Below are 26,654 nucleotides of genomic sequence, written 5' to 3'. Positions count from 1 at the left end.
CGGATGCCCTCGGGGTGCACTACCAGCCTGAGAAGGACTACGGAGCCCCTCCGATCGGTGAGCGGCCGGCTGGCCGCGTTCCCGCCCCCGACCTCGACGACCCGTACTGGTCGCACTGATTGCCCCCCTCAATCCCAGTCCCACCGGATCCCCAGGATGCACGGCCGCACCGCTGTCGCCACCAGGTGGACGCAGCGATGTCCGTCGAGCGTCAACTCCTCCGTCTCGTACGGGGCTTCGCCGGGGGAGTGCAGAGCGAAGCGGTGGCAGCGCACCGGCAGGGCGGTGGGATGGAAGGTGATCTGGAGGACGTACTGGCCGGCGCCGGAGTTGAAGCCGCGGACGTATTCGCAGCTGGGTTCGGGGGAGGGGGCGTCGTCGAAGCCGTAGCCGAGGAGGTGGGTGTCGCCGGCGCGGAGCCGGCGGTCGAGGAGGAGTTCGGCGGCGAGGAGCTGGTGGGTGCGGTCGCGGCGGATGCGGCCGGGGCGGCAGTTCTCCTCGGCGCGGACGCCGACCCGGGTGATGTCGCTGCCCGGGTCGCCCTGGTAGAGGGCGAGGTAGCGGTCGATGCCGTCGCGGTGGGCGCGCAGGGCGTGTTGGGAGTCGCGGCGGGTGACCTGACGGTCGGGGCCGATCCGGACGCGTTCGATGTGGGTGATGGTGTGCAGGCCGGTGTCGCGGGGGCTGGCCAGGGTGGCGAGCAGGTGGTCGACGGCGGTGGCCGGGGAGATCAGGTCGCGGTACGGGCGTACCGGCGGTCCGACGGCGACGGTCGCGCGGCGGGGGCCGAGCAGTCGGGTGAGGGAGTGTTCGGGCAGATCGAGGACCTCCTCGAGGGCGGCGACGGCGCGCAGTGACTCGGGTCGTTCGGGGCGGCGTCGGCCCTGCTGCCAGTAACTGAGGCTGGTGAGGCCGATGTTGACGCCACGCAGGGCGAGGTGGCGGCGGATGCGGTGCAGGGCGAGGCCGCGGGTGGCGATGGCGGTGCGCAGGGCGAGGTGGAACGGGCCGGTGCGCAGGGCCGCGGCGAGGTCGGCTGGGTCGCTTCGGTGGATGGCGGCCTCCTGGCTGGTCGGATCTGGTAACCGGTCGGCGTGGTGCGGGTTTTGACCGTGAATATTCACATCCGTGCGGCGGTTTGTCACCGGTCCGGGCGTCTCGCGCTGCGGTTTCCCCGGCGCCGTTCACATCCGGACCGCTCCGTTCACACCGTGATCGAGCCCCGTCCAGGGCCGTTGACCAGCCTCCGACAACGGCGCGATGCTCAGGGCGCGATCCGGACCGCGCCCCCACACAGCACCTCGCTCCACTCGCGCAAGGAGGCATCCCCACATGCCAGTTCCACGGATACGGCTGCGCCGCGCGGTCGCCCTGCTCGCCCTGGGCGTGCTCGGTCCGGCGCTCACCGCAGCGGTGGCCACCCCCGCGGCCGCCGCCCCCGCCCAGGACCGGGCCGCACACCAGGTCCACCGGGCGGCGGCCCCCGGCAGTACGGCCGACCTGGCCGGCACGTACAAGAAGCTCAACATCACCATGCAGCAGCAACAGCAGACCAACTGGTGCTGGGCGGCGAGCGGGAACACCATCGCCACCTGGTTCGGCTACGACTACAGCCAGAACCAGTTCTGCAACGCCGCGTTCGGCCGCTCGATCGACTCCAGCTGCCCCAACAGCCAGGCCACGCTGGCGGACGTGCAGAACGGGCTGGACTGGATCGGCATCAACCCGGGCTCGTACGTCACCGGGTACCTGCGCTACAGCACCGTGCAGTCCGAGGTGGACGCCAACCGGCCGGTCGAGACGCGCATCCAGTGGAGTTCGGGCGGCGGGCACATGCACGTCCTGTACGGCTACGACACCGGCAACAACTGGGTCTACTGGGGCGACCCGTGGCCGTCCAACTACCGCTACAACTGGGCGGACTACTGGTACTACGTGAACAACGACACGTTCTCGTGGACCCACTCCCTGTACCGGATCGGCGCGTGAGGACGACCATGACCGAGCTCATCAGGCCCCGTCGGGCCGCCGTCACCGCCCTGCTCGCCGTCGGCCTCGCGCTGGCGCTCGCCCCGGCCGCGCACGCCGACACCCCCGCACCGGGCGCCCCCGTGCCCGTCCCCACCGCCGACCTGGCCCGGGCCCACAGCGCGGTCCAGGACCCGTCGGTGCTCGACAAGGTGGGCCACTTCTTCGCCCGCAGGGGTGTCCCGCCGACCCAGCAGCTGACCATCGGCGCCGCCGAGGAGGCGAAGGCGGCGCAGGACGCGGCGCCCCGCCTGGCCGGGGACACCGTGCCGGTCTACACCCTGGACGCCGGTTTCGTGGCCGGCACCCCGGGCGCACCGGTGGCGAAGGCCGAGTTCACGGCGAGCAAGGTGGTCGCGGCGGACGGGCAGACCGCCTCGGTCTGGACCGTCCGCCAGGGCGACTCCTGGCGGGTCGTCAACATCGCCTCCGGCGGCGACGAGAGCGACTACGCGGCGAAGGCGGCGGACGGCGGCGGTACGGCGTTCCGGGAGCCGCAGGTCAACGCCTGGTACGTGCTGCGCGACGGCCGGGTGCTGCCGCTGGACGACGAGGCCCGGCGCTCGGTGGGCGCGGACGGGGTGTCGCTGGCCGCGTACCAGAAGCTGGTGCACCAGCGGTACGGCGACAAACTGCCCGGCTCGGCGTACGACCGGGCGGGCAAGGGCGGCGGCTACCGGCTGGACGCCGCACCCAACGCCGCACCCGGAGCCGCACCCAACGCCGCACTCGAAGCCGCGGCGCAGCCCGCGGCGGACGGCGGCTCGGCGATCCCGGCCGTGACGGCAGCCACGGCGCTGGGTGCCACCGCACTGGTGGCCGCGCGCGCCGGCGCGGTGCTGCGACGGAAGCGGGCGACCCGCTGATCGGGCGGACACCCCCACCGGGGCCCGGCTCAACGAGCCGGGCCCCACACCGCCGTCGCCCCCTCACCCGCGTGCACGCCCGCTCACACCCCGGCGAAACCGCTCTCCAGCAGCGCGAAGGTGCGGTCGACCAGCTCGGCGAGGTCCTCCCGGCCGTCGCCCGCGGCCCACTGCAGGACGGCCTCGGTGGTGGCGGCGCCGATGGCGGCGGCGGTGACCAGCATGTCGTAGGTGGGTTCCTCGAGGCCGGCCCGTCGGGTGAGGACGGAGAGGTAGAGCTCGTGGGTGCTGTTGCCGGCCCGGAACAGTCCGGCGCGCAGCGCGGGGACCTCGGTGATCAGCCGCATCCGGGTCAGCAGTTCCTGGCGCTCGTGCTGGAGCAGGTCGCGGATCAGGCCGATGAGGGTCTCCCGGCAGGACCGCAGGAACGGTTCGTCGGCCGGGCGGTCCAGCAGGGCGGCGATCATCGCCGGGTCGTACTCGTCGGTGAGGACGAGGTCGTCCTTGGTGGCGAAGTACCGGAAGAAGGTGGACGGGGAGATCTCGGCGGCGGCCGCGATCTGCTCCACCGTGGTGTTCTCGTAGCCCTGCTCGGAGAACAGCCGGTACGCCTCGCGGCGCACGGTCTGCCGGGTCTTCAGCTTCTTGCGCTCGCGCAGCGACAGCGGCGCCTCCAGCAGCGCCTGGACCGGATTGGTCGGGGCGTCGGGGAGGGCCGCGGTCGACTGCTCGGTCTTCGTGTCCCCGGTCGTCATGTCCCCGATTATCGGCGATCTCCGGCGGGGGCGGGTTCGGCCCCGGCCGCACCGGCGTCCGCGGGCTCCCCGGCCGCACCGGCACCCGCCGGCTCCGCGGCGGGCATCCGGGCCGCGACCAGCATCGCCGAGCCGACCGCGACCAGCCCGGCGACCAGCAGCACCACCGTCATGCCGTGCACGTACGCGGCGTGCGCGGCGGCGCTGAGCGCCGGCCGTCCGGTCTCCCGGGCGATGGCGTCGGCGGCGACCACCGACTTCCCGGCCCGGTGCGCAGCCTCGGCCGGCAGTCCGCCGGTGCCCAGCGCGCCGCGGTACGCCCCGGCCAGCAGGCTGCCGAAGGCGGCGATCCCGATCGCGCCGCCGACCTGCCGCAGGGTCTGGAGCAGTCCGGAGCCGATCCCGGCCCGGGCGGGCGGCAGGGTGATCAGGGCGGAGGCCTGGGCGGTGATCAGCGACAGGCCCATGCCCAGGCCGAGGACGGTGAGCCAGATCGCGGCCCGCCCGTACCCGTCGGAGCTGTCGGTACGGCTGCCGAACAGCAGCGCGGCGCCGAGCAGGGCGAGGCCCAGGGTGATCACCGCCCGGGGGCCGATCCGCGTCACCAGCCGTTCGGTGAGCTTGGCGGCGACCATCAGGCCGAGCATCATCGGCATCAGCCGCAGCCCGGAGCCGAGGGCGTCGGTGCCGAGCACGCTCTGGAAGTAGAGCGGCAGAACGAAGAAGGCGCCGAACAGGACGAGCGAGATCAGCGTGGCGGCGAGCGCGGACCAGCGGAAGGTCCGGTCGGCGAGCAGGGTGAGGTCGAGCATCGGGTCGGGTTGGCGGCGGCTGCGCAGCACGAGTGCGGTGAGCAGGAGGACCGAGCCGATCAGGGTGGCGAGCACCAGCGGGTCGGTCCAGCCGCGGTCGGCGCCCTCGATGATTCCGTAGGTGAGCGCGCCGAGCCCGGTGGCGGCGAGCGCGGTGCCGGGCAGGTCCATCCGGGGCGCGGCGGGGTTGCGACTCTCGGGCAGCAGCAGGACGCAGGCGATGATGCCGACTGCGGTCAGCGGGACGTTGACCGCGAAGACCGCGCCCCACCAGAAGTGCTGGAGCAGCAGGCCGCCGATCAGCGGTCCGAGCGGGGCGCCGCCGGCGATGGCGGCGGTGAGGATCGCTGTGGCCCGGCGCTGTTCGGCGGTCGGGAAGAGCCCGGGGATCACCGCCAGTGACATCGGCATGACCAGCGCTCCGGCCAGGCCCATCGCGGCGCGGGCGGCGATCAGGGTGCCGGGGGAGCCGGTGAGCATCCCGATGCCGGAGGCGAGTCCGAACAGGGCGAGACCGGTGGTGAGGGTGCGGCGCCGGCCGTACCGGTCGCCGAGCAGGCCGGCCGGGAGCATCACGGCGGCGAAGACCAGGGTGTAGGCGTCGACGATCCACTGCTGCTGTCCGGTGCCGGCCTGCAGCTGGGAGGCCAGGGTGGGCAGGGCGACATTGAGGATCGTCATGTCGAAGCTGATCACCAGGACGCTCAGGGCGACGGCGACCAGGGCGAGCCAGCGGCGTGGGTCGGCGTCAGCGGCTTCAGCGGCGGTGGCGGGTGTGGGCGGAGCGGCGGGCACGGCGGCCTCCAGGATCCCCGGAAGAAAGTCTCTGTCAAATGACAGTAACTCTCAAAAGAGGTCGACCGTCAACATGAAAGCCATGTGATCGAATGGACACTCTCCGTCATGTGTCCTGGAAGTGCTTCTTCCGCACGAGGAATTGACGCAACGTTGATCTGCCGTTCGCCGCCTCGGGGCGGGCGCGGGTGACTGTCGGTAGATACCATGTGGCAATCGGTCAGTGGTGGCCGGACGCGTGCCGAGAGCGGAGAAGGGGTGGGGCGGCAGGAGCCGACCACGAGCCCGGCGCCGGGAAAGGGGAGCCGAAGTGGCCGACAGTGACGACAGGCGGGCGAGTGCCCAGGCGTGGGGCGCGGCCGCGGTGGTGGGTTCCGCGCTGGCCGTGGTCGCGGCCTATCTGATCAATGGCGCACCGCTGGTCCTGGTGGTCGCCGGGATCGAGACGCTGCTGCTCATGGTGTACGTCGGGTGCCGGTGGCGCGCGCTGCACCGGCAGGCCTCCCCGGCCGGGCACCGGCTGCGGCGTGGCATCCCGGACGCCGCCCACTGCGAGCGCTGTCGCCGGGCCCGTGAATCGCTGGACGCCCGACAGGTGCGCCCGGAGGCCACCTCGGAGCTGTCCGAGTCGGCGGAGGCGGAGGCGGAGGCCGAGGCGGGGGCGGCGCACTTCCCGCCGCCGGAGTCCGGCGTCGCCGAGCACCCGGCGTACCCGCGCCGCCCGCAGGGCCGGGCTCCGTACGAGCGGCCCTGGACGGCCGAACGGGCGGCCGCCCGGTCCGTGGACCGGTCGACCGCCCGTCGTGGTGCGCCGGGTTCAGCCGGCCGTGCTGTACGCCACCAGTGAGACGCCGATGTACTGGACGATGAACGCGCCGAGGGTGAAGGCGTGGAACACCTCGTGGAAGCCGAACCAGCGCGGTGAGGGGTTGGGCCGCTTGAGGCCGTACACCACGCCGCCGATGCTGTAGAGCACCCCGCCGACGATCATCAGCACCAGTACGGCGACCCCGCCGGCGCGCAGGAAGTCCGGCAGGAAGAACGCCGCGGCCCAGCCCAGCGCTATGTACACGGGCGTGTACAGCCAGCGCGGCGCGCCGACCCAGAACACCCGGAACGCTATGCCGGCGAGCGCCCCGCCCCAGGCCACCCAGAGCAGTACCTGCTGGTCGGCGCCCTTGAGCAGCAGGATCGTGAACGGCGTGTAGGTGCCCGCGATGATCAGGAAGATGTTCGCGTGGTCCAGCCGCCGCAGCACGGCGTCCCCGCGCGGGCCCCAGTCGAAGCGGTGGTACACCGCGCTGACCCCGAACAGCAGCCAGGCACTGACCGAATAGATCGCGCAGGCGATCTTGGCCGGGGTGGAGTCGGCCAGGCAGATCAGCACGATCCCGGCGGCGACGGTGGCGGGGAACATCCCGGCGTGCAGCCAGCCGCGCCACTTCGGCTTGCCCTCCCAGCCCTCGGCCAGGTCCTCCCCAGTGCTCTCCGCGAGCGCAGCAGCAGTCATGGGCGGCATGCTACCCGCTACCTACGGAACCGTAGGTTACTGGCGCGTTGGGAAGTGGCGATCGTCACTCTTGGACGTTTTGGAGCATTTGAAGTGTGGCGCCGCGCACTCCGGCTCGGACGTGAGTGACCTGTTACCGCCTAGTAATCGTACTTTCCGTAGTAAAAGATGCGTCAATTTCGCCTCCGTGCCGCGTTGGGGCCTTGGGCCCGGAGCTACGCTGCAAGCACCCTCAGACCCCCGCAACGCCGTCTCCTCGACGAGACGGCGTGAAACGGAGCGATCGTGTCGTACGAGATCTCTGCTCTCAGCGCATCCGCGCCCACCCGCCACAAGCAGCTGCTCGCTTGGGTGAGCGAGATCGCCGAGCTCACCCAGCCGGACCGCATCGAGTGGTGCGACGGTTCCGACGAGGAGTACCAGCGCCTCGCGGACCTGCTGGTGGCTCAGGGCACCTTCAAGAAGCTGAACGAGGAGAAGCGCCCCAACTCCTACTACGCCGCCTCGGACCCTTCGGACGTGGCGCGCGTCGAGGACCGCACATTCATCTGCTCCGAGCAGGAGAAGGACGCCGGCCCGACCAACAACTGGAAGGCCCCCGCCGAGATGCGGGCCATCTTCCAGGGCGAGCAGGGCCTGTTCCGCGGCGCGATGAAGGGCCGCACGATGTACGTCGTGCCCTTCTCGATGGGCCCGGTCGGCTCCCCGCTGGCCGCGTACGGCGTCGAGATCACCGACTCCGCCTACGTCGCCGTGTCGATGCGCGTGATGACCCGCATGGGCCAGGCCGTGCTCGACCAGCTCGGCGAGGACGGGGAGTTCGTCAAGGCCGTGCACACCGTCGGCGCCCCGCTGGCCGAGGGCGAGGCGGACGTGCCGTGGCCGTGCAACACCACCAAGTACATCTCGCACTTCCCGGAGACCAAGGAGATCTGGTCCTTCGGCTCCGGCTACGGCGGCAACGCCCTGCTCGGCAAGAAGTGCTACGCGCTGCGCATCGCCTCGACCATGGCCCGCGACGAGGGCTGGCTGGCCGAGCACATGCTGATCCTGAAGCTCACCCCGCCGTCCGGTGAGGTCAAGTACGTCGCGGCCGCCTTCCCGTCGGCCTGCGGCAAGACCAACCTGGCCATGCTCCAGCCGACCATCCCGGGCTGGAAGGTCGAGACCATCGGCGACGACATCGCCTGGATGCGCTTCGGCGCGGACGGCCGCCTGTACGCCATCAACCCCGAGGCCGGCTTCTTCGGCGTCGCCCCCGGCACCGGCGCGGACACCAACGCCAACGCCATCGCCACGCTGCACAGCAACACCGTCTTCACCAACGTCGCCCTCACCGACGACGGCGACGTGTGGTGGGAGGGCCTCACCGAGGAGCCCCCGGCGCACCTCATCGACTGGCGCGGCAACGACTGGACCCCCGAGTCCGGCACCCCGGCCGCCCACCCGAACGCCCGCTTCGCCGTCCCGGCCGCGCAGTGCCCGACCATCGCCCCCGAGTGGGAGGACCAGGCGGGCGTGCCGATCTCGGCGATCCTGTTCGGCGGCCGCCGAGCCACCGCCGTCCCGCTGGTGACCGAGTCCTTCGACTGGCAGCACGGCGTCTTCCTGGGCGCCAACATCGCCTCCGAGAAGACCGCCGCCGCCGAGGGCACCGTCGGCGAGCTGCGCCGCGACCCGTTCGCGATGCTGCCGTTCTGCGGCTACAACATGGGCGACTACTTCGCCCACTGGCTGAAGGTCGGCGCCCAGGCGGACGCCGCCAAGCTGCCGAAGATCTACTACGTCAACTGGTTCCGCAAGAACGCCGAGGGCAAGTTCGTCTGGCCCGGCTACGGCGAGAACAGCCGCGTGCTCAAGTGGATCGTCGAGCGCCTGGAGGGCACCGCCGAGGGCGTCGAGACCCCGATCGGCGTGCTGCCGAAGGTCGACGGCTTCGACCTGGGTGACCTGAAGCTGTCCGAGGAGGACCTCGACCTGCTCTTCACCGTGGACGCCGACATCTGGCGCCAGGAGGCCGCACTGGTGCCGGCCCACCTGGAGCTGTTCGGCGACCACACCCCGAAGGAGCTGTGGGACGAGTACCGGAGCCTGGTCGCGCGCCTCGGCTGAGCCTGAGCCTCAACCGAGCGAGAGGCGGCCGCGCGGCACGAACCGAGCGCCCCGCCGATGCGACAGGACGGCCGGAGTTCCGCCGGACGATCTTTCCCCGACCAAGGAGATCGTCCGGGCCGGGACTCCGGCCGTAGTGCGTTCCGGCGTTCTTCCGCGCCCCGCCCGGCGCCGCAGCGCCTCAGCGACTCAGCGCTTCGTCCGGCGCCGACGCGCTGCGGCCAGAGCCGGGTGATGGCGGTGATCCAGGCCTGGTTGCCCTGGCAGACGCCGCCCCCCGTGGAACCCTGCCACTGGCGGGCCCGTCCCCCTACGGCCCGGAGAGGATCCCGGGCCGCCGACGCGCGGGAACCATACGGTCCGGCGCGTGATCCGTGATCAAAGCGGAGGTCAAGGCTGGGTGTAGCCGCTGAGGAAGTCGCCGATCCGGGTCACCGCTTCGGTGATCTCCTCCGGACGCGGCAGCGTGACCAGCCGGAAGTGGTCCGGCTCGGGCCAGTTGAAGCCGGTGCCCTGGACCAGCAGGATGCGCTGGGAGCGCAGCAGGTCCAGCACCATCTGGGCGTCGTCCTTGATCTTGTAGACCTTCGGGTCCAGCCGGGGGAAGGCGTACAGCGCGCCCTTCGGCTTGACGCAGCTCACCCCCGGGATCTGGTTCAGCAACTCGTACGCGGCGTCCCGCGAGGCGAGCAGCCGGCCGCCGGGCAGCACCAGGTCCTTGATCGACTGCCGTCCGCCCAGCGCGGCGGCCACCGCGTGCTGGGCGGGCATGTTGGCGCACAGCCGCATCGAGGCGAGCACGGTCAGGCCCTCGATGTAGCTGTGGGCGCGCTGGCGGTCGCCGGAGAGCACCATCCAGCCGGAGCGGAAGCCCGCGACCCGGTAGGCCTTGGACAGTCCGTTGAAGGTGACGCAGAACAGGTCCGGGGCCAGGGTGGCCAGCGGGACGTGCTCGGCATCGTCGTAGAGGATCTTGTCGTAGATCTCGTCCGCGTAGACCACCAGCTTGTGCCGGCGGGCGATCCCGACGATGCCCTCCAGCACCTCGCGCGGGTAGACCGCGCCGGTCGGGTTGTTCGGGTTGATCACCACGATGGCCCTGGTCCGGTCGGTGACCTTGGCCTCGATGTCGGCGAGGTCCGGGTACCACTCGGCCTGCTCGTCGCAGCGGTAGTGCACCGCGGTGCCGCCGGCCAGCGAGACCGAGGCGGTCCACAGCGGGTAGTCCGGCGCCGGGACGAGCACCTCGTCGCCGTCGTCCAGCAGCGCGGTCATGGCCAGCTGGATCAGCTCGGAGACGCCGTTGCCGAGGTAGACGTCGTCGACGGAGAGCCCGTGCAGCCCGCGGTCCTCGTAGTGCATGACCACCGCGCGGCGGGCCGAGAGCAGGCCCTTGGAGTCGCCGTACCCGTGCGCGTTCGCGAGGTTGCGCAGGATGTCCTGGAGGATCTCCGGGGGCGCCTCGAAGCCGAAGGTGGCCGGGTTGCCGGTGTTGAGCTTGAGGATGCGGTGGCCCTGTTCCTCCAGCCGCATCGCCTCGTCGAGAACCGGGCCGCGGATGTCGTAGCAGACATTGGCGAGCTTGCTGGACTGGATGACCTGCATGCCTGCCTACTTTAGGGGCACGCCGGGGCCCCACGCCGGGTGACCGGAGGCGCGGCTCGCAGGTCCCGGACGGGCTTCCTTGGATCGGCAGGCGAGTATGTCGAGCGGCCTTCCAAACCGTTGGTCCCATGTCCGGAATGCTCATGTATGCGAGGAGCGCGGTCGGTCTCTCGTCCGGCTTCTCCTCCGGAACGAGACGGACGGCACACCGTCCGCCGCCACGGACGGGAAGATGGGCCCGGTGCGTCGACGAGGAGGGGGTGCGCCGGTGGTGACGGTCGTGGCCGGGGCGGTACTGGTCGGACTCCTGCTGGCTCCGCTGCTGCGCGGACTGATCGCCCGCTTCGCCGTGCCCGAGGGCGAACCCTGGTGCGAGGCCTGCCCGTTGTGCGACCGGGCGCTCGGCCGGCTGTTGCCACCGACCGGGCGCTGCCCGGGCTGCCGGGGCCGGCTCGGTGCCGGCCCCGGAACGGTGGAGGCGGTCGCGGCGGCGGTCGCGGTCGCGGTGGCGTACGCGGCGGACGGGCCGCAGACCGCGGCGCTCGCCTGGGCGGGCGCGCTCGGCGTGGCGCTCGGTTTCACGGACGGGCGGGTGCGCCGGCTGCCGTACCGGCTGACCGTGCCGCTGCTGGCCGGGGTGGCCGCCCTGCTGGTGGTCGCGGCGCTGACCGAGGGGCGTCCGGGGGTGCTGCTGCGCTGCCTGCTGGTCGCGCTGACGGTCGGGGCGCTGCTCGAAGTGGCCGTCCAGATCGGCGCGTTGGGCCCCGGCGACTCCCCGCTCGGGCTCGCCCTGGGCGGGCTGCTCGGCTGGTACGGCTGGTGGGCCGCGATCGGCGGGCTGGTCGCCGCGGTGGTCCTCGCCGGGCTCTGGGGCACCCTGCGGGTCGCCGCCCTGCTGGTCCGTCGGCGCCCCTGGCGCGGACTCGAAGTCCCGGTCGGCCCGTTCCTGCTGCTCGGCGCGCTCACCGCGGTGCTGGCCCGGTGAGCGGAAGGCGCCCGCCGTACCGGAGTCGGTACGGCGGGCTCCACCGTCGGCGCGTGGGCCTGACCCCCCAAGGGACAGCGCGCCGAAGGGAGTTGGATCCGGGACTCACTCAGGGCATCTTGTGGACGAACGGGCCGACCGCGTTGGAGAACGCGTTGCCGTTGTTGGCGTCCCAGTTGGTGGACCAGGTCATCGCGCCCCGGATGGTGGGCCACTTGGCCGGCGGCACGAAGCTGCCGCAGTTGTTGCCGGTGGCCAGGCAGTCGAGCGCGTTGTTCACCACCGACGGGTCGACGTAGCCGCCGCCGGCCGCCTTGCCGGAGGCGGGGACGCCGATGCCGACCTGGTCGGGCCGCAGGCCGCCCTGGATGTGGGTGCAGACCTGCGAGGTGATGAAGTCGATCGTGCCCTGGTTGTAGACCTTGCCGTCGCAGCCGTTCATCCCGCCCGAGTTGTAGAACTGGGTGTTGACGACGGTCAGGATGTCCTTGGTGTTCAGCGCCAGCTGGAAGTAGGCGCCGGAGGTGCTGTACATCCCGATGGTCTCGGGAGCCATGGTCAGCACGAAGCCGGGGCCGACCTTGGCCTGCAGGGCGTGCAGCGCGTCGCCGAGCGGGCCGGCCTGCACGCCGTTCTCCAGGTCGACGTCGATGCCGTCGAAGCCGTAGTCCTTGATGATCGCGTAGGCGCTGTTGGCGAAGTTCGCCCCGGCGGTGGCGTCGCCCACGGTGATCGCGCCGTTCTGGCCGCCGATGGAGAGGACGACCTTCTTGCCGGCCGCCTGCTTGGCCTTGACGTCGGCGCGGAACTGGGCGTCGGTGTAGCCGCCGAGCGCCTTGGACAGACCCGGGTCCAGGGTGAAGCCGATCGCGCCGGTCTGGGTCGGGACGGCGTCGGCGAAGGAGACCGCGATGACGTCGTACGCGTTCTGCACGTCGCTCAGGCGCTGCGGGGTGGAGCCGTTGTCGAAGTTCTGCCAGTAGCCGGTGACCACGTGCGCGGGCAGGCCCGTGGCCGGCGGGGTGGCGGTCGGGGTCGCGGTCGGCGTGGCCGTGGGGGTCGGCGTCGCGGTGGGGGTCGGCGTCGCGCTCTGGGTGGGCGTCGCGGTGGCCGTCGGGGTGGGCGTCGGGGTGGGCGTGGCCGTCGGCGACGGGCTGGAGGTGCCGCCCGGACCGACCAGCGCGACGTCGTCGGCCAGGTAGGCGCCCTGTCCGTACCAGCCGTGCAGGTAGACCGTGACGCTGGTGGTGTTCGCGCCGGTGGTGAAGCCGGTGGACAGCTGGTTCCAGCTGGTCTGGTTCGACCAGGTGGACGGGTCGGTGGCGCCGGTGCCGCGCGCGCCGAGGTAGACGTACGGACCCTGCACCCAGGCGCTGAGCGTGTAGCTGGTGTTGGGCAGCACGCTGATGGTCTGGGAGCACTCGGCGGTGTCGGCCGCGCCCGGGGTGGCCTGCAGCGCACCGGTGCCGGAGTGGACCGGCGAGGACACTGCGGTCGCGCCGCCGGTGCAGGACCAGCCGCCCAGGCCGCTCTCGAAACCGCCGTCGGTGACCAGGTTGCCGACCGCCGCGCCGGCGCCGTCGGTGACCAGGTTGCCGACCGCCGCGCCGGCGCCGCCGGCGAAGAGGGCGAGGCCGCCGCCGGCCAGGGCGAGGGCGGTGGTGCCGGCCGCCAGGGCCGGGAGGGTGCTGCGCCGGCGCTTGTGCGCGGGCGCGTTCGGCGTACGGGCCATGGATGACGCTCCTGGGGAAGGAGCGACCGCCGCGGTGGGGGGCGCGGCGGCCGCGTGTGGGGGAGGGGTCCGCAGGTGACTCGGGGGGCGGGTCGTGCTCGTTCCGCCCCGGGTCAAAAGCTGGACTAGACCATTACCGGCCGTCAAGCGTCGCAGGACCGGCTTACGGCTCCCTTAAGGATTCGGAGACCGTTCCGTGTCCACGCCGGCGCACCCCCGGCAGGCCGCTCCGCAGGCCGCTCGCCAGGCGGCGACACGCCCGTCGCGACAGACTTCGTACAGGACCGTGACCAGACCGCTACCTGCGGCTTTACCGTGCGCCTGCGCGCCGGAGTAGGCTGCGCCGGGGCGGTGAGGAAACAGCCTGAACGAGTACGGAGGGGCCGGGAAACCATGGGTCTGCGCGATGTCGCCGAACGGACGCCGGGGCTGCGCACCCTGCTGGGCGGGATGTACCGGCTCTACGGCCGCCGGGTCGAGGTCCACCTCGGGCGCACCCCGCACCACATCGGCGTGATCCTCGACGGCAACCGCCGCTGGGCCAAGGCCGCCGGCGGCTCCACCGCGTACGGCCACCAGCGCGGCGCCGACAAGATCAGCGAGTTCCTCGGCTGGTGCGACGAGACCCACGTCAAGGTCGTCACCCTGTGGATGCTCTCCACCGACAACCTGGACCGCCCGGCCGACGAGCTGGTCCCGCTGCTCGGCATCATCGAGGACGCCGTCACCGGCCTGGCCGCCGCCCGCCGCTGGAAGGTCAACCCGGTCGGCGCGCTGGACCTGCTCCCGCAGCACACCGCCGACGTGCTCAAGCGCGCCGCCGAGGAGACCTCCGGGATCGACGGCATCACCGTCAACGTCGCGGTCGGCTACGGCGGCCGGCACGAGATCGCCGACGCCGTCCGCTCGCTGCTCCAGGAGCACGCCGGGCGCGGCACCCCGATCGAGGAGCTGGCGGAGATCCTGACCGTCGAGCACATCTCCGAGCACCTCTACACCGCCAACCAGCCCGACCCGGACCTGATCATCCGCACCTCGGGCGAGCAGCGGCTGTCCGGATTCCTGCTCTGGCAGAGCGCCCACAGCGAGTTCTACTTCTGCGAGGCGTACTGGCCGGCCTTCCGCAAGGTCGACTTCCTGCGCGCGCTGCGCGCCTTCGAGCAGCGGCACCGGCGGATGGGCCTCTGATCCACCGTCCGGTCGGAACGAACTCCGGCCGGAATGACCGCCGTAGGCCTGGCCTACCCGGCCCGCGCGCGAGGCCAAACGTTCACCGGCAATGATCCGTCAGTTCGCCAGGTGCGCGAATGCACCGCTCCCCGCCTGGGAATACTCCAGTCAGTCCGGCCCCGAGGCCACCGGGGCAGCGGGGGCCGGCTTGCCGCGGATGACGCAGGGTCATCCGCTCTGGAGGCCTAGTGGTCAGTTCCAAGAGCCGCCGGACACCAGACCGGCGCACGTACGTTCTCGACACCAGCGTGCTCCTGGCGGACCCGCTCGCCATGACCCGCTTCGAGGAGCACGAGGTCGTCCTTCCGGTGGTGGTCGTCACCGAGCTGGAGGCCAAGCGGCACCACCCGGAGCTGGGCTACTTCGCCCGCCAGGCGCTGCGGTTGCTCGACGACTACCGCATCCGCCACGGTCGGCTCGACGAGCCGATCCCGGTCGGCGAGCTGGGCGGGACCATCCGGGTCGAGCTCAACCACTCCGACGTCTCGATACTGCCGGTCGGTTACCGGGCCGGCGGCGGCGAGGCGGACACCCGGATCCTGGCGGTAGCCCGCAACCTGCAGGCCGAGGGCTACGACGTCACCGTCGTCTCCAAGGACCTCCCGCTGCGGATCAAGGCCAGCTCGGTGGGCCTGCTCGCCGAGGAGTACCGGGCCGAGCTCGCGATCACCTCCGGCTGGACGGGCATGTCCGAACTGCACGTCGCGGCCGACCAGGTGGACGCGCTGTTCACGGCGGGCCACGACGCGGCGGTGGACGTCGACGGGGCCGACGGGCTGCCGGTGCACACCGGGTTGGTGCTCACCTCGGAGCGCGGCCGGGCGCTCGGCCGGGTGACCGGCGACGGGCGGGTCCGGCTGGTGCGCGGCGAGCGCGAGGCGTTCGGGCTGCGCGGGCGCAGTGCCGAGCAGCGGGTGGCGCTGGACCTGCTGCTCGACCCGGACGTCGGAATCGTGTCGATGGGCGGCCGGGCCGGCACGGGGAAGTCGGCGCTGGCGCTGTGCGCGGGGCTGGAGGCGGTGCTGGAGCGGAGGCAGCACCGCAAGGTGATGGTCTTCCGGCCGCTGTACGCGGTCGGCGGTCAGGAGCTCGGCTACCTGCCCGGCTCCGAGGCGGAGAAGATGGGCCCCTGGGCGCAGGCGGTCTTCGACACCCTCTCGGCGGTCACCACCCCGGACGTGATCGAGGAGGTGATCTCCCGCGGGATGCTGGAGGTGCTGCCGCTGACCCACATCCGGGGGCGCTCGCTGCACGACGCCTTCGTGATCGTGGACGAGGCCCAGTCCCTGGAGCGCAACGTGCTGCTGACGGTGCTGTCCCGGATCGGCCAGGGCTCGCGGGTGGTGCTCACCCACGACGTGGCGCAGCGGGACAACCTCCGGGTCGGCCGGTACGACGGTGTGGTGGCGGTGGTGGAGAAGCTGAAGGGGCATCCACTCTTCGCCCACATCACCCTCACCCGCTCGGAGCGTTCGCCGATCGCGGCGCTGGTCACGGAGATGCTGGAGGACATCCACCCGTGAACTGCCCCTGATCGGGGCATAGTCGGACAATAAGGTCAACTTGCGGTGCGGGGCCCGTTCCTGACGGAGCGGGCCCCGTTCCCCTTTCGTCACGTCGGTCCGTTTCCGTCCGGAGAACTCCCCCACGGTGAATGTGACATGCGCCACGCAAGCGGGAATTGCGTCGACAGTGTCCGGTGCGGCATGGTGAGGGTTCTGTCAGGCCCCGCGTACGGCGCGGCAGGGCTTCCGGTCTCCGGAAGTCAGGCCCCGGAAGGTCCACCAACTCCGGTCGGTGGACGCACAATTGAAGACCGTTGAGCCGTACGCCGCCCGATTTCAACGCCCGGTCGCCTCACCTCGGCCGGACGCCGGGCCAGCACCTCCCGTGACCAGAGCACCCTGCGGAGGTCCGTGCCAAGGGGCATGTTGCGTCCGCACGGTCACGCGCGGGCGATGCTGGAAGGAATCCATGTGACTCGGATCTCGGTCCGGGGAGTTGCTGTGGCCTCCGCCACCGCCGTCACCGCTGTCGGTGCCGTCGTCGGCATGGCCTCGGGCAGCGAGGGCAAGACCACGCAGACGGTCGACGTCGCCGGCGCGACCCTGCTTGCCGAAGTCCCCTCCGGCGCCCAGGCGCAGGCCATCAGTGACAACATCGGCCAGCAGGCGTCCGCCCAGCAGGCCTCCGCCGACGCCGCGGCCAAGGCCGCCGCCGAGCAGAAGGCCGCCGAGGAGGCCGCGCGCCAGAAGGCCGCCGCGGACGCCCAGGCGAAGGCCGACGCCCAGGCCAAGGCCGACGCGGACAAGGCCGCCAAGGCCGCCGCCGACCAGCGTGCCGCGGCCGACGCCGCCGCCAACCGCTCCAAGGCGCGTTCGGCGATGGCCGCGGTGGACGACAGCGCGCCCTCGGTCAGCCCCGGCTCCGTCCAGGACATGGCCCGGCAGATCGTCGGCAACGACACCCAGTTCCAGTGCTTCAGCCAGATCGTGAAGCGCGAGAGCGGCTGGGACTACACCGCGACCAACAGCGGCTCCGGCGCCTACGGTCTGGTCCAGGCGCTGCCCGGCTCCAAGATGGCCTCGGCCGGTGCCGACTGGCGCACCAACCCGGCCACCCAGATCAAGTGGGGCCTCAGCTACATGAACAGCCGCTACGGCAGCCCCTGCGGCGCCTGGTCGTTCTGGCAGGCGCACAGCTGGTACTAGGAGGGCCCGCCGCCCCTCGGGCGGCGCACTCCGCACGGCCCCCGGCCGCTCGTCCCGTTCGACGAGCGGCCGGGGGCCGTGGCGTTTCCCCGGTCCGTCGGGGAAGGGCGGGCCGCGCCGCCCGGGCTGCGCTGACCAATGCGCCCACGGGCGGTGCGGTCCTGGGTGCGGACGCGGGGCGCGGGAAGGGGTCCTGGTTGCTTCCCGCACCGGCCGGTCCGCCGGCGGTTGGCTCGGTTGATATCGATCGAGGTCGATCGGTTGATCGATGGCTGGTCGATGGCTGGGCGATCGGCTGGTTGCTTCAGGGTGAGTGGGACGAGTGGGATGACCCGGTCGTCCCGTTCGGAGTCCTCCCCAGCGGTGCGTGGGCGAAACCCTGGGAAACATGGCGTTTTGTCCCACTTCGCGGAATGAAGCCATCGCGTCGAACGCCCCGGCGGGCGGACTCGCCCGGCGCCCGCCGGGTAGCGTCATCCCTGACGGCCGTGGCGGGACCCACGGCGTACCGCCGGACTCGGCGGGTCCGGCGGGGAAGCGGTGGTAGCGGGATGGCGCGGGGCGGAAAGGCCTTCAAGGCCGTGGCCAAGGGCATGGCCGTGGTGGCGAGCGCGGCCGCCGTGATCGAACGGCGCCGGCGCGCCGCGATGGCGGCCGACCCGCACGAGCTCCCCGTACCGGCCCTCGCCGAGGCGCCCGGGCCGGTCCCGGTGCCGCGCGCCGATCCCGCTCCGGCGGCCCAGGCCGTGACCACGGCGGTGGAGGAGTCCCCCGTCCCGGTGCCCGCGACGACGACCGCGCCGCCGGTCCCCGCCGCGCACGCCGGACTCGGCCGGGAGCACCACCCCGGCCGGCCCGCCACCCCCGCCGAGGCGGTGCCGTGGGGCCTGCGGGTCGCCGCCGAGTCGACCTGGCGGCTGCTGCTGCTCGGCGCGGCCCTGTACGTCCTCTTCTACGTCGTCGACATGCTGCGGCTGGTCGCCTTCTCGGTGCTGGCCTCGCTGCTGATCGCCGCGCTGCTGGAACCCTCGGTCTCCTGGCTGCGCCGGCACGGGGTGCCGCGCTCGCTGGCGGCAGGCGGGGTGTTCCTCAGCGGTCTGGCCGGGATCGGGCTGGTCGGCTGGTTCGTGGTCTGGCAGGTGTCCGCCAACCTGCCGGGCGTCACCAACCAGGCCAAGGACGGCATCAACCGGCTGCGGGACTGGATGGTCACCGGGCCGCTGCACCTGACCCAGCAGCAGATCAAGGACTTCGCCGACCAGATCACCAAGGCCATCACCACCAACACCGACCAGCTCACCTCGGTCTCGATCACCGGCGCGCAGATCGCCGTGGAGACCCTGACCGCGCTGCTGATGACCTTCTTCACCACCTTCTTCTTCCTCTACGACGGCGCGAGGATCTGGAACTGGGCGCTGCGCGGCCTGCCCCGGCAGTCCCGCTTCGCGATGGCCGGGGCCGGCCCGAAGGCCTGGACGACGCTCACCGCGTACGTGCGCGGCACCGTCTGCGTGGCCTTCATCGACGCGGTCTGCATCGGCATCGGCATCGACCTGCTGGGCGTGCCGCTGGCCATGCCGCTGGCCGTGATCATCTTCCTGGGCGCCTTCGTCCCGCTGGTCGGCGCCCTGGTCACCGGAACGATCGCGGTCCTGATCGCCCTGGTCACCCAGGGGGGGCCGTGGACGGCCCTGATGGTGTTGGTCGTGCTGATCGCGGTGATGCAGGTGGAGAGCCACATCCTCCAGCCGCTCATCCTCGGCCGGGCCGTCCGGGTCCACCCGCTCGGTGTGGTCCTCGGCGTCGCGGCCGGCGGGATCATCGGCGGCATCGGCGGCGCGGTGGTCGCCGTTCCGCTGATCGCCGTCACCAACACCGTGGTCGCCCACCTGCGCCGCCGCAACGAGGCCGGCCAGGCCGTCTTCACCGCCCTCGAAGCCGCCCGCGAAGCCGCCGAACGCACGGCGGCGACCCAGCCGGCAGGGGCCCAGTCGGCTGCGGCGACGGACTGACGAAGCGCGGACAGCACGGCGGTGAGGCCCGCCGCGACCGTCAGTCATGACGTCCGGCAGCCGTCGTGATCCGGCCGCCGTGTCCGCTGACGATCCGTCCGATGTTGTCGACCGAGGTGTGGTCGTCGTGGGGGCCGTCGTCCCAGTAGGACGAGTGCGCGGTGAAGTCGGGGGACCCGCCGTCCACGGCGAAGCGGTGGGCGCCGAAGCCGGAGCCGGCCGGGTCCCGGGTGTACCAGCCGAGGTGGGAGATGTGGTCCCAGGAGGCGGCGCCGACGTAGGTGTGATCGGCTCCCACCGAGAACTCCGAGGCGTGCCGAGCGCCGGTACCGGGGCTGCCAACCAGGATGACGTCGTCGGCCGCGAGTCCGGTCGGTTTCCTCGCGGCGAGGCCGACCAGGAGTGAACCGAAGCTGTGGCCCTCGGCCGTGACGTGGGCCGGTGCGCCCTGGTGCGTGACGCGTTGTCCCTCGAGGAACCTGCGATAGGCGTCGACGCCGCCCTGGGCGCGGCTCAGGTCGCCGGCTTGCCGGAAGCTGAGCGGCGCGTCGTACCCCAGCCAGGCGATGGATGCGGTGCTGCGGGTCGGGTCGGCGCGCTGGGCCGCGTCGTACACGGCCTTCGCCCGGTCCGCGTCACCGCCGCCGATCCGTTGCAGCGTGGTGTCCAGGCCGCCGACCAGGGAGGTGACGTCCTGGGCGGTGTCGGGGTTCCCGAAGGAGATGATGCCGCGCCCCTGTCCTTCTCCACCGATGCCGAGCAGGAGGACCGGCGGTTCCGTTCCGTCGGTCCGGCGCAGCCGCTCGGCGATCCTGCGGTACCCGTTCAGCTTCAGGTCATGGTGCGGGTCGGACGACGGCCCGCCCTTCTCGTACCTGGCGATGAGTTTCGGCAGGAGGATCCGGTTGGCCTGGTCCCTGGCGACGGCGGGGACGCCGTCGCGGTTGCCGACCAGGTCCGGATGCTCGTGGATGAGCCACTGCTGCCTGTCGGTGGGCAGGGCGTTCCACCAGGCGTTGACCTCGGTGGGCGGGGCATCGTCCTTCGGGACGCTGCCGAGCAGCAGGTCGTCCGGGGCGAGGGTGAGGTCGAGCTGGTCACTGACGGCGCAGACGGAGTCGAGGCCCGTGCCGTCCTGGGCGCGCTCGACGTAGTGCTGGAGCCGGGCGGCGAGGGCCTGATCGACGGTTCCGGCCTCGGTCAGTGCGGTCGAGATGCGGGTGGCGAGCGCTTCGGCGGTGCGCTCGCAGCTCTTCCGGTGTTCGGGGTCGTGCTGGTCGGCGTAGCTGCCGGGAGGCCAGGAGACGGCGCCGCGGGCGTCGACGGACATACCGGCCGTCCGCGCGTCGGTCAGTGCCGTGCGCAGTGCGGACTGGGCGAGGGCCAGCGCGTCGGCCCCGGCGCGGATGCTCCTGCCGATCTGCCCGAGCTCGCTGTGGGCGGCCTTCAGCTCGCTGGTGCTGCGGCGCAGTGCCGGGCGGGCCGCGTCGGCGCAGGGCCCGGACCAGCCGGCTGCCGCGATGCGGCTGTCGACGCCGTCGCGCCACTCGTCCACGTGCTGTCCGAAGGAGCCGTGCAGCTTGTCGTAGGCGTCTGCAGCGGCGTACAGGTGGCCGAGGTCGGTGTCGCGCAGTGTGGCGAGGTCCAAGCGGTCGCCCCTCAACCGAAGTGCAGGACGAAGTTCTGCGCCTGCTGTGCGGTCGGGCCCGCTGGAACGGTCCGGGTGTCCGGGCCGAACGCCGCGTTGATCCGCCGGTCGGTGCTCCCGTAGCCGAGGCCCGCGTCGATCAGGCCTCGGCCCTGCCGGCCCAGCGTGGTGTGCAGGTCCGTCAGCAGGGCGTTCCAGACGTTGGTGCAGGTGCCGAGTGCGATGCCGCACCGGAGCCCGGCCAGTCCGGCGGCGGACTGGTTCGAGACGTCGAGCAGTGCGTTGAGTTCGCCGGGGATCCGGCCGGCCGTTTCGACGGCGGTGCCCCCGGTCTGCCGGAGTTCGTCCGGGTTGGCACCAAAGCCCCCGCCGTTCTCAGGGTGGTCGGACACCGCGGTTCCCCTCGGACCGAATGTCGTGCACGGATCGCCCTGCACTGTAGCGGAGTCGAGCAAGGCCGCGGGGCGCGGAAACGCCGACGGGCCCCTCCGGCAAGCGGAGGGGCCCGTCAGGGATTACGGGGTGCGTCAGGCGTTGACGGCGGCGAGGGCGGCCTCGGAGTCGAGGACACCGGCCACGGCCTGCAGCACGGCGGCGATCTTCATCGAGGCCTGGATGACCTCGCGCTCGACGCCGGCCTTGCGCAGGACGGCCTCGTGCGAGTCGAGGCACTGGCCGCAGCCGTTGATGGCCGAGACCGCGAAGCACCAGAGCTCGAAGTCGACCTTCTCGACGCCCGGGGTGCCGATGATGTTCATCCGCAGACCGGCCCGCATCGTGCTGTACTCCTTGTCGGAGAGCAGGTGCAGCGTCCGGTAGTAGACATTGTTCATCCCCATGATCGCGGCCGCGCCCTTGGCCGCGGTGTACGCCTCCGGGGAGAGGTTGGCCTTGGCCTCGGGCTCCAGCTCGCGCAGCAGGCCGGGGCTGCGGGTGGCCATCGCGCAGGACAGCACGGTGCCCCAGAGCTGCTGGGCGGGGAGGTCGGAGTTGCCGATGACCGAGCCCAGGTTGAGCTTGAGGTCCTTGGCGTAGTCCGGGAGGGCGGCCTTCAGGTCGTCGAGAGCCATGGGTCAGCCCGCCAGCAGGGCCTGGGCGTCGAGGGTGTCCTCGCCCTTGTTCCAGTTGCACGGGCACAGCTCGTCGGTCTGCAGGGCGTCCAGCACCCGCAGGACCTCCTTGGGGTTACGGCCGACGGAGCCGGCGGTGACCATGACGAACTGGATCTCGTTGTTCGGGTCGACGATGAACACGGCGCGCTGGGCGGTGCCGTCCTCGCCCTCGACGCCGCAGGCGCGCATCAGGTCGTGCTTGATGTCGGCCAGCATCGGGAAGGGCAGGTCGCGCAGGTCCTTGTGGTCCTTGCGCCAGGCGTGGTGGACGAACTCGGAGTCGCCGGAGACGCCGAGGATCTGGGCGTCACGGTCGGCGAACTCGTCGTTCAGCTTGCCGAACGCGGCGATCTCGGTCGGGCAGACGAAGGTGAAGTCCATCGGCCAGAAGAAGACGATCTTCCACTTGCCCTCGTAGGTCTTGTGGTTGATGTCGGCGAAGGCGCTCGCGGCGTCCAGGTCGACGCAGGCCTTCAGGTCGAACTCGGGGAACTTGTCGCCGATCGTGAGCACGTTCGCTTCTCCAGAACATGAGACTGAGGGGATTTGTCCGGATTCCGGACACGAATCCACGATTCCACATCGTGGACTGATCAGGGAAATAGCTACACTGGATGTGTTTGATCGGAGATTGCTATCAGTACTGAATCGTCCGTGCCCAGGCCCGGCGTCCGCAGGGCCGCCGCCGCCAAACCCGAGCCGACTGTGGGGAGCGCCACAGTCCGAAGCCCGCGCACCCCGACGGTCGCCCAGCTCAGGGCCTTCGTCGCGGTGGCCGAGCACCGGCACTTCCGGGAGGCCGCCGCCGCGACCGGGACCAGCCAGCCGGCGCTGTCCGGGGCGGTCGCGGCGCTGGAGGAGTCGCTGGGCGCGCAGTTGGTCGAGCGTACGACGCGCAGGGTGATCGTCACTCCGCTGGGGGAGCGGGTGCACGAACACGCGCGCCGGGTGCTCGCCTCCCTGCAGGCCCTCACCGAGGAGGTCGAGGCCGCCCGTCGCCCGTTCACCGGGCCGCTGCACCTCGGAGTGATCCCGACCGTCGCGCCGTACCTGCTGCCCACCGTGCTGCGGCTGGTCCGCGACCGCTTCCCCGAGCTGGAGCTGCACGTCCACGAGGAGCGCACCCCCTCGCTGCTGGAGGGCCTGGCCGCCGGGCGCCTGGACGTCCTGCTGCTCGCGCTCCCGGCCGGCGGGGCCTCGCCGACCCGGGACATCCCGCTGTTCGACGAGGACTTCGTCCTGGTCACCCCGCCCGGGCACCCGCTCGCCGGGCGGATCGACGTCCCGCGCGACGCGCTGCTCGACCTGGACGTGCTGCTGCTGGAGGAGGGTCACTGCCTGCGCGACCAGGCCCTCGACATCTGCCGCGAGGTCGGCGCCGACCCGGCGGGCTCCACCACCCGGGCGGCGGGCCTGTCCACGCTGGTCCAGCTCGTCGCGGGCGGCCTCGGGGTGACCCTGCTGCCCGCCACCGCGCTGGACGTCGAGGCCGGGCGCACCGACCGGCTGGCCGCGGTGCGCTTCGCCGCCCCGGCGCCCGGCCGCCGGATCGGGCTGGCCACCCGCCCGGGCTCGGCCCGCAGCGCCGAGTACGAGCGCTTCGCCGCGGCGCTGCGCGAGGTGCTGGTCGAACTGCCGGTGCGGATCGTCGAGAGCTAGGGGGAGCTAGGGGGCCTGCCGGTCCCAGGGGCCGGCAGGCGAGGGCCTTACCGGCCCGCCGCCTCGCCGAGGCAGAGCCCGACCGTGGTCGCCACCAGCACGTCCAGGGCCTCCACGGTCTCCGGGTCGGGCCGCTCGCCCGGGTGGCGCCGGATGAGGTGGCGGGCCGTCAGTCCGTCGAAGCCGCTGAGGAAGTGGACGGCGATCCGGTCGGCGGGCGCGGCCAGGGTCAGTCCGTGGGCGGCCGCGAGGGCGCTGATCATCTCGGCGGCGGTGCCTTCGATCGCGTGCTGCAGCCCGAGCATGATCTCCCGCACGTCCGGGTCGCGCATCGCCAGCGTCGCGAACTCGCTCAGCAGCACGCAGCGCCCGTCCTCGCCGGTGGCGGCGTCCCAGAGCGCGAGCACCAGGGCGCGGACCTGTTCGCCGAACGGGCCGTCGCCCGGCGAGGCGGCGCGCACCTGGCCGATGAACTGGGCGGCGACCTCCTCGACGACGGCCCGGTAGAGGTCCTTCTTGGTGCCGAAGGTGTAGTGCACCGTCGCCTGTGCCACGCCCAGCTCGGCCGCGATCGCGCGGGTGCTGGCGGCGGAGACCCCTTCCCGGGTCATCAGGTCGATCGCGGCCCGGACCAGCTGCGGTCGGCGTTCGGAGGCGGGGACATGAGCCATCCCGCCAGGGTAGCGCCATGGTCGCCCAACTGGGTCGATCGATCTTGTCGCGCAACTTTGTCGCTAAACTTTGTCGCTGAACTTTGTCATTGAACTTTGTCACCTGACAAAGTTGGGTCTACCGTTGGACGGGTTCGCTCAGGCACCCGCCTGTCCGCCGACCGCACCGCGAGGGGTCAGACCTTGGCCACGTACCTGTACCGACTGGGCCGCCACTGCTTCCGGAGAAGGCGCGCCGTGCTGGCCGTCTGGATCGCGCTGTTGATCGCGATCGGCGGGGCCGCGGGCGCCTTCGCGGGCAAGACCAGCGACGAGTTCAAGGTCCCGGGCACCGAGGCGCAGGCCACCCTGGACCGGATCAAGGGCACCTTCCCGGAGCAGGGCCACGGCTCCGCGCAGGTGGTCTTCGCCGCCCAGGCGCCCGGCGGCATCGCCTCGCCCGAGGCGACCAGGGCGGTCGGCGAGGCCGTCGGCCGGATCGCCCACCTCCCCGGCGTGGCCGCGGCGCCCGACCCGTACGCCACCGGCGCGGTCTCCCCGGACGGGAAGGTCGCGATCGCGCTGGTCTCCTTCGACCACAAGCTCGCCGACGTCACCGACCAGCAGCGCGACGCGGTCAGGGCCGCCGCCGAACCGGCCCGCGCGGCCGGACTGGAGGTGGCCTTCGGCGGCGACGCGTACAACCGGTTCGCGCAGATCGAGGGCGGTTCCGAGGCGATCGGCCTGGTGGTGGCCGGGGTGGTACTGGTGATCACCCTCGGCACCCTGGTGGCCGCCGGGCTGCCGCTGCTCACCGCCCTGGTCGGCGTCGCCGTGGCCATGGCCGGACTGCTGGCGCTGACCGGCTCCTTCGAGATCATCACCACCGCGCCGGTGCTGGCGCTGATGGTCGGCCTCGCGGTCGGCATCGACTACGCGCTGTTCATCCTGTTCCGCTACCGCCGCCACCTGGACGAGGGCCTGGAGCCGGAGGAGTCCGCCGCCCGGGCCACCGCGACCGCCGGCAGCGCCGTCGTCTTCGCCGGCCTGACCGTGGTGGTGGCGCTCGCCGGGCTCGCCGTCGCCGGCGTCCCGTTCCTCACCGTGATGGGCCTGGCCGCCTCCGGCGCCGTCGTGGTCGCCGTGCTGGTCGCGATCACGCTGCTGCCCGCGGTGCTCGGCTTCACCGGCCGGGCGATCGACCGGCTGCCGATCTGGAAGCGGGCGCTGACCACCCACGGCAAGGTCACCATGGGCGAGCGCTGGGCCCGGTTCGTGGTCCGCCGTCCGCTGCCCGTCCTGCTGGTCGGCCTGGCCGGGCTCGGCGCCATGGCGGTGCCCGCCGCGAGCCTGAACCTCGGCCTGCCGGGCGGCGGCTCACAGGCCGTCGGGACCGACGGCCGGAAGGCGTACGACCTGGTCAGCGACGGTTTCGGCCCGGGTTTCAACGCGCCGCTGGTGGTGGTCGTGGACGCCCACGGCACCCCGCGGCCGGAGCAGGCGGTGCAGGGCGTGGCGGCCAGGCTGCAGGGGCTGACGGGCGTCCAGACCCTGCTGCCGCCGAAGGTCGACCGGGCCGCCGGCACCGCCCTGGTGCCGGTCATCCCGAAGACCGGCCCGGACGACGCGCACACCAGGGCGCTGGTCAACGAGATCCGCGACCAGCGCGCCGGGCTCGAGTCCGCGACCGGCGCGAGCATCGCCGTCACCGGCACCACCGCCGCCAACATCGACGTCTCCACCAAGCTCGGCCAGGCCCTGCCGCCGTTCGTCGCGGTGATCGTCGGCATCGCGCTGGTGCTGCTCGCGCTGGCCTTCCGCTCGGTGCTGGTGCCGCTCAAGGCGGTGCTGGGCTTCCTGCTCAGCATCCTGGCCTCGCTCGGCGCGGTGGTCGCGGTCTACCAGTGGGGCTGGCTGGACGGCCTGATCGACGTGCCCAAGGTCGGGCCGGTGGTCAGCTTCGTGCCGATCCTGCTGATCGGGGTGCTGTTCGGGCTGGCGATGGACTACGAGCTGTTCCTGGTCTCCGGGATGAAGGAGCGGTACGTCCACGGCGAGGCGCCGCGCGAGGCGGTCGTCGGCGGGGTGAAGGGCGGCGCCCGGGTGGTGACGGCGGCCGCGCTGATCATGATCTCGGTGTTCGGCGCCTTCGTCCTCGGCCACGACCCGATCGTCCAGCCGATCGGCTTCGCCCTCGCGGTGGGCGTGCTGGTGGACGCCTTCGTGGTGCGGATGGCGCTGGTGCCGGCCGCGATGGCACTGTTCGGCAAGGCTGCCTGGTGGTTCCCGAAGCCGCTGGAGAAGCTGGTGCCGAAGGTCGACATGGAGGGCGAGCAGCTGATCGCCCGGCTGGCGGAGCGGCGCGGGGAGGCGAAGCAGCCCGCCGGGGTCTGAGGCCCGGTTCGACGCGCCCGGTGGGACGTGGTCCCGCC

At 72.2% G+C, this 26,654-nt stretch carries 22 protein-coding genes; 11 read left to right on the top strand and 11 right to left on the bottom strand.

Annotated features, from left to right (window positions below; all coding sequences use genetic code 11):
• Positions 1-128: 128 nt before the first annotated feature.
• Positions 129-1,055 (bottom strand): hypothetical protein, encoded by a 927-nt coding sequence (locus ACWCYO_RS03500; protein ID WP_449783215.1) that lies wholly within the window; start codon positions 1,053-1,055, stop codon positions 129-131.
• A gap of 277 nt (positions 1,056-1,332) precedes the next feature.
• Between ACWCYO_RS03500 and ACWCYO_RS03495 the strand changes: the two genes are divergently transcribed.
• Both ACWCYO_RS03495 and ACWCYO_RS03490 read left to right on the top strand, forming a co-directional pair.
• Positions 1,333-1,989, top strand: a complete 657-nt coding sequence (locus ACWCYO_RS03495; protein ID WP_449783204.1) for a papain-like cysteine protease family protein — start codon at positions 1,333-1,335, stop codon at positions 1,987-1,989.
• Positions 1,990-1,997: 8 nt separating this feature from the next.
• Positions 1,998-2,894 (top strand): hypothetical protein, encoded by an 897-nt coding sequence (locus ACWCYO_RS03490; protein ID WP_449783203.1) that lies wholly within the window; start codon positions 1,998-2,000, stop codon positions 2,892-2,894.
• A gap of 83 nt (positions 2,895-2,977) precedes the next feature.
• On the opposite strand, the gene ACWCYO_RS03485 is transcribed toward ACWCYO_RS03490, so the two are convergent.
• A complete protein-coding gene (locus ACWCYO_RS03485) occupies positions 2,978-3,649 on the bottom strand; it encodes an acyl-CoA-like ligand-binding transcription factor (protein WP_270144518.1) in 672 nt (223 codons plus the stop codon).
• An 8-nt stretch (positions 3,650-3,657) separates the two neighbouring features.
• Positions 3,658-5,256, bottom strand: a complete 1,599-nt coding sequence (locus ACWCYO_RS03480; RefSeq protein ID WP_449783202.1) for an MFS transporter — start codon at positions 5,254-5,256, stop codon at positions 3,658-3,660.
• A gap of 310 nt (positions 5,257-5,566) precedes the next feature.
• Here ACWCYO_RS03480 and ACWCYO_RS03475 point away from each other — a divergent pair, with 310 nt between their 5' ends.
• Positions 5,567-6,103, top strand: coding sequence for a hypothetical protein (locus tag ACWCYO_RS03475; protein ID WP_449783201.1), 537 nt, complete (start codon positions 5,567-5,569; stop codon positions 6,101-6,103).
• Here ACWCYO_RS03475 and trhA read toward each other — a convergent pair.
• Positions 6,074-6,766 (bottom strand): PAQR family membrane homeostasis protein TrhA, encoded by a 693-nt coding sequence (gene trhA, locus ACWCYO_RS03470; RefSeq protein ID WP_449783200.1) that lies wholly within the window; start codon positions 6,764-6,766, stop codon positions 6,074-6,076. The two genes, ACWCYO_RS03475 and trhA, sit on opposite strands and share 30 nt — an antisense overlap.
• 285 nt (positions 6,767-7,051) lie before the next feature.
• Here trhA and ACWCYO_RS03465 point away from each other — a divergent pair, with 285 nt between their 5' ends.
• A complete protein-coding gene (locus ACWCYO_RS03465) occupies positions 7,052-8,878 on the top strand; it encodes a phosphoenolpyruvate carboxykinase (GTP) (RefSeq protein ID WP_270144510.1) in 1,827 nt (608 codons plus the stop codon).
• Between the two features lie 390 nt (positions 8,879-9,268).
• Here the strand turns inward: ACWCYO_RS03465 and ACWCYO_RS03460 are convergent, their stop codons facing one another.
• Positions 9,269-10,483: a pyridoxal phosphate-dependent aminotransferase gene (locus ACWCYO_RS03460; RefSeq protein ID WP_270144508.1), complete on the bottom strand. Its 1,215-nt coding sequence runs from the start codon at positions 10,481-10,483 to the stop codon at positions 9,269-9,271.
• A 268-nt stretch (positions 10,484-10,751) separates the two neighbouring features.
• Between ACWCYO_RS03460 and ACWCYO_RS03455 the strand changes: the two genes are divergently transcribed.
• The gene (locus ACWCYO_RS03455) at positions 10,752-11,468 is read left to right on the top strand and encodes a prepilin peptidase (RefSeq protein ID WP_449783199.1); all 717 of its coding nucleotides are present in this window, start codon (positions 10,752-10,754) and stop codon (positions 11,466-11,468) included.
• 109 nt (positions 11,469-11,577) lie between these two features.
• Here ACWCYO_RS03455 and ACWCYO_RS03450 read toward each other — a convergent pair whose 3' ends face one another.
• Positions 11,578-13,200, bottom strand: a complete 1,623-nt coding sequence (locus tag ACWCYO_RS03450; RefSeq protein WP_449783198.1) for a chitinase — start codon at positions 13,198-13,200, stop codon at positions 11,578-11,580.
• Positions 13,201-13,593: 393 nt separating this feature from the next.
• On the opposite strand from ACWCYO_RS03450, the gene ACWCYO_RS03445 reads away from it, so the two are divergent.
• From ACWCYO_RS03445 to ACWCYO_RS03430, 4 genes are all read left to right on the top strand, one after another.
• Positions 13,594-14,388, top strand: a complete 795-nt coding sequence (locus ACWCYO_RS03445; RefSeq protein WP_405000655.1) for an isoprenyl transferase — start codon at positions 13,594-13,596, stop codon at positions 14,386-14,388.
• Between the two features lie 230 nt (positions 14,389-14,618).
• Complete coding sequence (locus ACWCYO_RS03440; RefSeq protein WP_449783197.1) at positions 14,619-15,953, top strand: PhoH family protein; 1,335 nt, start codon at positions 14,619-14,621, stop codon at positions 15,951-15,953.
• A 453-nt stretch (positions 15,954-16,406) separates the two neighbouring features.
• The gene (locus ACWCYO_RS03435; protein ID WP_449783196.1) at positions 16,407-17,141 is read left to right on the top strand and encodes an aggregation-promoting factor C-terminal-like domain-containing protein; all 735 of its coding nucleotides are present in this window, start codon (positions 16,407-16,409) and stop codon (positions 17,139-17,141) included.
• A gap of 551 nt (positions 17,142-17,692) precedes the next feature.
• A complete protein-coding gene (locus ACWCYO_RS03430) occupies positions 17,693-19,153 on the top strand; it encodes an AI-2E family transporter (RefSeq protein ID WP_449783195.1) in 1,461 nt (486 codons plus the stop codon).
• A 40-nt stretch (positions 19,154-19,193) separates the two neighbouring features.
• Here ACWCYO_RS03430 and ACWCYO_RS03425 read toward each other — a convergent pair whose 3' ends face one another.
• From ACWCYO_RS03425 to ACWCYO_RS03410, 4 genes are all read right to left on the bottom strand, one after another.
• Positions 19,194-20,801 (bottom strand): alpha/beta hydrolase, encoded by a 1,608-nt coding sequence (locus ACWCYO_RS03425; RefSeq protein WP_449783194.1) that lies wholly within the window; start codon positions 20,799-20,801, stop codon positions 19,194-19,196.
• 11 nt (positions 20,802-20,812) lie between these two features.
• Positions 20,813-21,193: a hypothetical protein gene (locus tag ACWCYO_RS03420; RefSeq protein ID WP_449783193.1), complete on the bottom strand. Its 381-nt coding sequence runs from the start codon at positions 21,191-21,193 to the stop codon at positions 20,813-20,815.
• Positions 21,194-21,328: 135 nt separating this feature from the next.
• The gene (locus ACWCYO_RS03415; RefSeq protein ID WP_270144495.1) at positions 21,329-21,871 is read right to left on the bottom strand and encodes an alkyl hydroperoxide reductase; all 543 of its coding nucleotides are present in this window, start codon (positions 21,869-21,871) and stop codon (positions 21,329-21,331) included.
• A 3-nt stretch (positions 21,872-21,874) separates the two neighbouring features.
• On the bottom strand, positions 21,875-22,426 hold the full coding sequence (locus ACWCYO_RS03410; protein ID WP_270144493.1) for a peroxiredoxin: 552 nt from the start codon (positions 22,424-22,426) through the stop codon (positions 21,875-21,877).
• Positions 22,427-22,618: 192 nt separating this feature from the next.
• Here ACWCYO_RS03410 and ACWCYO_RS03405 point away from each other — a divergent pair, with 192 nt between their 5' ends.
• Complete coding sequence (locus tag ACWCYO_RS03405; protein ID WP_449783192.1) at positions 22,619-23,572, top strand: LysR substrate-binding domain-containing protein; 954 nt, start codon at positions 22,619-22,621, stop codon at positions 23,570-23,572.
• Positions 23,573-23,619: 47 nt separating this feature from the next.
• Here the strand turns inward: ACWCYO_RS03405 and ACWCYO_RS03400 are convergent, their stop codons facing one another.
• Complete coding sequence (locus ACWCYO_RS03400; protein WP_449783191.1) at positions 23,620-24,243, bottom strand: TetR/AcrR family transcriptional regulator; 624 nt, start codon at positions 24,241-24,243, stop codon at positions 23,620-23,622.
• A 183-nt stretch (positions 24,244-24,426) separates the two neighbouring features.
• Here ACWCYO_RS03400 and ACWCYO_RS03395 point away from each other — a divergent pair, with 183 nt between their 5' ends.
• Entirely contained in the window at positions 24,427-26,616 is a 2,190-nt protein-coding gene (locus ACWCYO_RS03395) for an MMPL family transporter (protein ID WP_270144490.1), read from the top strand.
• The last annotated feature ends 38 nt before the right edge of the window (positions 26,617-26,654 follow it).

The organism is Kitasatospora sp. NPDC001683 (assembly GCF_053596495.1).
The sequence above is the reverse complement of the archived record's forward strand: the minus strand, read 5'-3'. Positions and strand labels throughout refer to the sequence as shown.